Source organism: Flavobacterium sp. UBA6135 (assembly GCF_002428305.1).
Classification (GTDB): Bacteria; Bacteroidota; Bacteroidia; order Flavobacteriales; family Flavobacteriaceae; genus Flavobacterium.
Genome location: NZ_DIVJ01000005.1, coordinates 112,137 through 118,713, shown reverse-complemented (window position 1 = coordinate 118,713; position 6,577 = coordinate 112,137). Strand labels below are relative to the sequence as shown.

General features: G+C 36.6%; 5 protein-coding genes. 4 read left to right on the top strand and 1 reads right to left on the bottom strand.

What is annotated here, in order from left to right; translation table 11 throughout:
• Positions 1-508: 508 nt before the first annotated feature.
• Entirely contained in the window at positions 509-688 is a 180-nt protein-coding gene (locus B3L86_RS01690; RefSeq protein WP_291114345.1) for a T9SS type A sorting domain-containing protein, read from the top strand.
• A 274-nt stretch (positions 689-962) separates the two neighbouring features.
• Here the strand turns inward: B3L86_RS01690 and B3L86_RS01685 are convergent, their stop codons facing one another.
• A complete protein-coding gene (locus B3L86_RS01685; RefSeq protein ID WP_291114343.1) occupies positions 963-3,662 on the bottom strand; it encodes a cation-translocating P-type ATPase in 2,700 nt (899 codons plus the stop codon).
• A 533-nt stretch (positions 3,663-4,195) separates the two neighbouring features.
• Here B3L86_RS01685 and B3L86_RS01680 point away from each other — a divergent pair.
• The 3 genes from B3L86_RS01680 (at position 4,196) to B3L86_RS01670 (ending at position 6,558) form a co-directional block, all read left to right on the top strand.
• Complete coding sequence (locus B3L86_RS01680; protein ID WP_291114341.1) at positions 4,196-4,600, top strand: hypothetical protein; 405 nt, start codon at positions 4,196-4,198, stop codon at positions 4,598-4,600.
• A gap of 88 nt (positions 4,601-4,688) precedes the next feature.
• Complete coding sequence (locus tag B3L86_RS01675; protein WP_291114339.1) at positions 4,689-5,006, top strand: hypothetical protein; 318 nt, start codon at positions 4,689-4,691, stop codon at positions 5,004-5,006.
• Positions 5,007-5,061: 55 nt separating this feature from the next.
• Entirely contained in the window at positions 5,062-6,558 is a 1,497-nt protein-coding gene (locus B3L86_RS01670) for an efflux RND transporter periplasmic adaptor subunit (RefSeq protein WP_291114337.1), read from the top strand.
• Positions 6,559-6,577 lie beyond the last annotated feature (19 nt).

The window sequence follows — 6,577 nt, the reverse complement described above, 5'->3', positions numbered from 1 at the left end:
GTTCGAGCCCAAGAGGGGGAGCTACTAAAGAAAAGACTTCACAGAGATGTGAGGTCTTTTTTTATTTTTTAAATGCAACATTTAGGCTGTTTTCTGATGGGATTAAATAAAAAAACCTCCGTGAAGGAGGTAATTTAAGACTAACTCATACAAAATGTTAAGGTTAAATTTTGAAGGTAGATGTGGGGCAACTAGCTTCTAGTTTGTTTTGAAGTTTGATGTGGGGCAAAAAGCTTCGACGTGTTATTTAAAATAAGAACGGTTATATTATTTCGTTGGACAATAGTAGTAATTTAATATTAAATAAATCGATAAAATACATAAATAATCGATGAAATGCACATAATAATGCATAATAATATTAATATACTTACAAAATAAAACGAATGAAGTAAACTAAAAAGCTTCCAGTGAGGAGGTAATTTATTGCAAGAAATAGTAGAAAAGTAGGATGTTTATCCACTTTTCATTAGTCTAATTTTTTTCCAAAATTTAGTAAAATCTATCTTTGAAGTTTTTATCTAAAGCAGAACCAAAACAAATGCGTATTTATAATGCTTCAGGACAAATAGTTTTCAAAGGAGCGTATCAAAACTCGATTGATGTTTCTATCTGGGCTACCGGTTTATATTTCGTTCAGGTAGAAGCCAATGGCACCTTACTTAATGCGAAGTTCTTGAAACAATAGGTTTCCTTTACTACTTTTAATTTAATAAATCCCTTTGAGTCTTAATCGATTTAAAGGGATTTTTTATTGCTAGTAAAACCACTTTTATCTCAATGTTTTCATGGTATTATGTGGTATTTTTTTGATTTTACCTACAAAGGGTAATTCAAATTTACTTTTAAAAACATTACAACAACTTCAATACACGGTTGACTCTAATTAGCATTCATTTTTTTTACGTTGAACGATGTTGTCAAATACAATAGTTCAAACGAAAGTTTTCTAAGTATTTTATTTACATTTTTTTATTATATCGAATGTGATACAAAAATTTATATAATTCGCCCATCCAGAGTATCAAAGAGGATAAAGCGGCAAACACTACAAATTCTGTAAAAGAAATTGGATCAAATTGAAATAAATCTTCAAAGAAAGGGATGTCAATAATCATAACTTGGATGATTACCGAGGCAATCAAACCAACATTTACCCATTTATTTGAGAATAGACCAATGGTAAAAGCCGAGTGGCGTAAGGATCGCATGTTAAACATATTAAACAATTGACTAAAAGCCATTACTACAAAAGCGGCAGTTCTCGCTTTTTCGATTCCTTCCGGTAGGTAATATTTAAAAACACTTAATGCCAACGTCGCCATTAAAATAGCATTAATAATTAAAAAAGGCACCACACTTTTGTTTAAGATTTTCTCTTTGGGATTCACAGGAGCTTGTTCCAATTCATCGCCGTGTCCTTTTTCAGTGGCCATAGTGGTCGTACAAGTTCCGTCGGTAACTAAGTTTAACCACAAGATTTGCGTAGCTGTTAATGGAATGGGCAATCCCATAAAAATAGCTGACAACAACGTAACGATTTCCGAAAAGTTGGTAGTGAGTAAAAAGAAACTGGTTTGTCTAACATTATTAAAAACTACCCGACCTTCTTCAATCGCTTTTACAATCGTAGAAAAATTATCATCTGCAAGTACCACTTGAGCGGCATCACGGGCTACATCGGTTCCCATAATTCCCATAGCCACTCCTACATCTGCTTTTTTGAGAGCAGGAGCATCATTTACGCCATCACCGGTCATAGCAATCAATTCTCCTTTTGCTTGTAATGTGGTGGCTATTCTCAACTTCATTTGTGGGGTTAGTCGAGCAAAAACACGGGTTTCCATGATGGCTTTTTCAAACTCTTTTTCATCCAATTGAAGGAGTTGGGTTTCTGTTAAACCCAAGTGGGAGGAATTACCTTCTTCAGTAATAATGTGAGTGGCTTTTGCAATAGCAATACCGGTGTTGATGTGGTCACCCGTTGCCATTATTACTCTAATTCCGGCTTTGTGACACGCATCTACTGCTTCTTTTACATCCGGGCGAGGTGGGTCTATCATTCCGGCTATTCCCAGAAAAGTGAGTTCCGTCAAGTCATGGTCTTTTAGGTGGTCATGATTACTTGTGGTTTCTTTTTTAGCTAATGCAATTACACGCATGGCATCTCCGGACCAATGCTCGATTTGTTTTCTAATGTCATCTTTTGCTGCTGCTTCAAATGGGATCGTATTATTTTTATGAGCCATGTGTGTACAAGCATCCACTATTTTTTCAGGAGCACCAATCACAAAAATTTCTTTTACATCCCCATTTTGAACTAGCGTAGCACGCATTTTTAGGGTAGCACTAAAAGGCAGATCGTCTATCTTAACACGTTGGGTTTGCTTTGCGGGGAGCACTCCTCCTTTGCGAGCTAATGCCAATAAAGCTCCTTCTGTGGGGTCGCCTAACAATACATAAGAGTCACTTTCAATATCATGATGAATATCGCTGTTATTGCTAAAAGCAGCCACTTGGAGCAATGCTTCTAAAACGGGTTGGTTTTCTATTTCAGTAATATTTCCTTCACGATGAAAGTTTCCGATAGGCGACCAACCTTCACCACTTATCTCCCAAGGGATTTCACCCGGAATCATCACTTTTCTAACCGTTAATGTGTTTTGAGTGAGTGTTCCTGTTTTGTCTGTAATAATGGTGGTAACGGCTCCAAGGGTTTCCGTGGCACTAAATTCGCGAACAATAGCATTTTGCTTACTCATATTGTGAGCTCCAATAGCTAGCACTATGGCAAGTACCGCCGGCAGTCCTTCCGGTATCGAAGAAACCAAAGCGGCAATGGCAATCATTAGTGTTTCATCCAAGTTTTGCTTACGGATAAAGTAGGCGACAGAAAACAAGGTCAACGCACTGATTATCGCAATAAGTCCCATTTGTTTCGCCAGTTCGTTGGTCTTCTTTTGAAAATTAGTCAGACCGTGTTTGATGGAATCTAATGAATGGGCAATCTCTCCTAAAGCAGTCTTCATTCCGGTTCCGGTCACAATGGCTCTCCCGTATCCTCCCGAAATAAAGGTACCTTTATAGACTGTATTTTTCCGATCGGCTAAGGGTAATTCATCCGGTAGGTCAATTGCCGATTTATTCACGGGTAAAGATTCTCCGGTAAGTGGAGCTTCAATCGCTCTGAGGTTTTTGGCTAAATAAAGTCGTGCATCTGCCGGTATGCTATCTCCTTCTTCTAGAATGATAATATCACCCGGCACAAGTTCTGCTGCAGGAATGGTTTTTTTCTCACCATCACGAATGACTTTGGCCGCTGTTTTAAGATAGGATTTTAAGGAAGCTACTGCTTTTTCTGCTTTCCATTCTTGTAAAAACCCAATTAATGTATTGATTAGTATAACCGCCAAGATTACATAGGTATCTACTTCATGTCCGGTAAACCATGAAATTAAAGCGGCCATAAACAAAATCAGAATTAAGGTGCTCTTGAACTGTTTTAAAAAAAGCATCCACCAAGTTCTGCCTCCGGTTTCCTGAATTTCGTTTTTCCCATATTCTTGTTGCCTTTTGGGAATGTCGCTTTCAGAAAGACCATTTTTTTGGGAGGTTTGAAAAAATTCAAATAATTCAGGAATGGTTTTTTGATAGGCTTTCATGGAATACAATTTATTAAATTGTAAGTTACTGATTTTATATTGTTTACGAAATGATAATTGTCATTGTGTCGAAAATTGGCGGGTTTAAAATCCATACATGGAAGATGGATTTGATTGGGGATAATAATTGTTATGGTTTCTATGTTTTGGACGGGTTAAAACCCATCCCTACAATATGGGTCGAACCTACGGCTCTTTGACGTTTGGTTAGAACAGATCCTTATGAAATGGATTTAAAAATGGACAGGTTGAAAGCTACATTTTGTCATGGATTCTATTTTGTGGATGGGTTAAAACCCATCCCTACAATATGGGTCGAGCCTACGGCTCTTTGACGTTTGGATTGAGGATTTTACCTAAGAAAGGGTCTAACTATTTTCGGACTTCATCGGTGTGGTTTCCATTTAAAATTCATTAACTACGTAGTATAAAATAGCTTTATTTTTCATTAATTAAAGCCTTGATTTCTTAATAGTTATTAATTTTATGATAGTTGTATAGATACTAAGTAAAAATATGCTATTTTTGTTATTATGCAGAAGAAATCAGTACAAATAGCATTTCTTTTTTTAGCTTGTTTTATACAATTAGGACATAGCTTATTTCCGCATACCCACGAAACAGATCATCACCATCATAATGGAACGCACCATCATCACCATGATGAAGAACATTCTGCTGAGAAGGGGATTTCACATTTTTTCTCCCATTTTAATCACGCTGCTGATGCTTTTTCTACTACTCAGGTAGAAGAAGTTAGTAAAATCAATGAAAAAGTTCCTAGTGATATATTGGTAATAGAAAATTATACCACCTATACATTATCTCTTACTTTATACAATAAAAAAGAAGCACTTTACAAAAAAGAACCGCTGATTTTTATTTCTCCTCATTTACATTCTTTACACTTTCGTGGTCCGCCCACACTCTTTAGTTAAACTATTCATTATTTGAATTACAAGACACTTATTGCCTATTATGGGCTGTAAGTCATTTTCATATATACTAATTTTAAAAACTAAATCAATGAAATCAACGATTCACGACCCGAGCGTTAGCGACCCGGTAAAGCAATTCCAAAAACTAAATCTTAAAAGCAGGAGTAGAAAAGCATTGCTTTCTATGGCAGTTGTAGGTATGCTACTTACTGCATGTAAAAAAAATGAAGAACACGGACATGATCACACCGATGGAACGCACCAACATGTGGACGGTGAAGAACATCATCATGAACATGAAGCAGCTGCTGCTTCACAAGAGGAATTTACCGTTGGGAAAGATAGTGTGGCGAAAAATGAGGCTCACGATCATCAACATGAAAATGGTGAAGACCACAAACATTAATCAATTTGATGTCTATAATTTATTATTATAGGCATCAAATTACTTTTTACTTTATATGAAAATAATAAATAAAATACTGTTACTTGGTTTATTCGTTAGCGGATTAACCAGTTGCAACAACAAAGAAGCGGCTAAAGAAAGTACTGCACTAGAACCTTTGTCACATACACTTTACACTGAGAATTCAGAATTATTTGTTGAATTTAAACCTTTAATTGTGGGTGAAACGTCAAAGTTTGCGGCTCACTTTACCGTTTTAGGTGAAAACTTTAGGGCTTTAACGGATGCTAAAATAACGGTCAGCTTAGTAGTTGGTGATAAGGGCATTAAAAACGCCATTGACACTCCGAGTTCCCCGGGTATCTTTCGCTTGGCTCTAAGTCCGAAAACCGCAGGAACGGGAACATTGATTTTTGACATTGTAGCCAAAGATTTTACCGATAAAATCACGATTGAAAAGGTTGTGGTTTACCCGGATGAAAAGACAGCTTTCGCTAATCAACCTCCACACGCTGAAAGTACTGCTATTTCGTATTCGAAGGAACAAGCTTGGAAAGTGGAATTTGCCAATCAAGCAGTTAAGAAACAAACATTTAATGACATCATTAAAACAAGTGGTCAAATTCTTTCTGCTCCGGGTGACGAAGTGATTGTTACCGCTAAAGCAAGTGGGGTTGTTCTTTTTTCCGGTAAAAGCACGATTGTAGGTGCTGCTATCAATTCAGGAAGCTCACTTTTTACCATTAGCGGTGGTGATATGGCTGAAAACAATATTGATGCCTCTGTAAAAGATGCCAGAGCCAATTATCTTAAAGCAAAATCAGATTATGAACGTTCAAAATCACTGGTTGCAGATAAAATTGTTTCAGAAAGAGAGCACCAACAAGTCAAGTTGCAATTTGATAATGCACAAACTGCTTACCATACGATTTCAAAAAATTACAGTTCTAAAGGCCAGAATGTGCTGGCTCCAATGTCGGGTTTTGTAAAAAATGTATTGGTCACCGAAGGACAATATGTACCCTCCGGAGCACCATTGGCTACGATTTCAAAAAACAAAAGATTATTAGTTCAAGCTAACGTCTCTCAAAACTATTTTAGTAGGTTATCAAGTATTACATCGGCTAATTTTAAAACACCTCAAAGCGATGTGGTTTACACTACAACTGCATTAAATGGAAGCCTTGTTTCTTATGGTAAAAGTGCCTCTGCATCCACTCCTTTTATTCCTGTAACTTTTGAAATTGATAATGATGGGCAGTTGGTTTCGGGTTCGATAATTGAGATTTATCTAAAATCTTCAACTATTGCAGATGCTTTAGTAGTTCCGGTTTCCTCTCTAATTGAAGAGCAAGGCATTTTTTATGTGTATGTACAAACAGGTGGCGAAAGTTTCGAAAAAAGAGAGGTGAAAGTAGGTGCAAGTGATGGTTTGAATGTACAAATTGTAGCAGGAATAACCGAAAATGAAAGAGTTGTTACCAAAGGAGGTTATCAAATTAAATTATCAAGTGCTTCAGGTGCTTTGCCAGCTCACGGACACGAACATTAGAAATTTTGAATTTTGAATT